General features: G+C 62.1%; 1 pseudogene. It reads right to left on the reverse strand.

From position 1 onward, the window contains the following. Positions 1 to 240: pseudogene (locus tag SB772_RS45090) on the reverse strand (amino acid permease); the annotation flags it as partial.

A 240-nucleotide genomic window follows, 5' to 3' on the forward strand; every position in this document is an offset into this window, starting at 1 on the left:
GCGATGACGGTGAGGACCGTCAAGATCATGACCGCCCACAGAACCACGGTGAGTTTGCCCAGGGACTCGATGCGGCGCCAGAGGACCACCGTGATGAACACGATGAGGGCCAACCCGATGAGGGTCCCCGTCCCGTCATCCATGCCCGGTGCCAAGTACCCGAGGTACTGCACGAACCCGATCACGCCGGTGGACATCACGAGCGGTATGAAGAGCACGGCCGACCATACGAAGAGGAAG

It is taken from the genome of Paraburkholderia sp. SIMBA_030 (assembly GCF_046535245.1).
GTDB lineage: Bacteria > Pseudomonadota > Gammaproteobacteria > Burkholderiales > Burkholderiaceae > Paraburkholderia.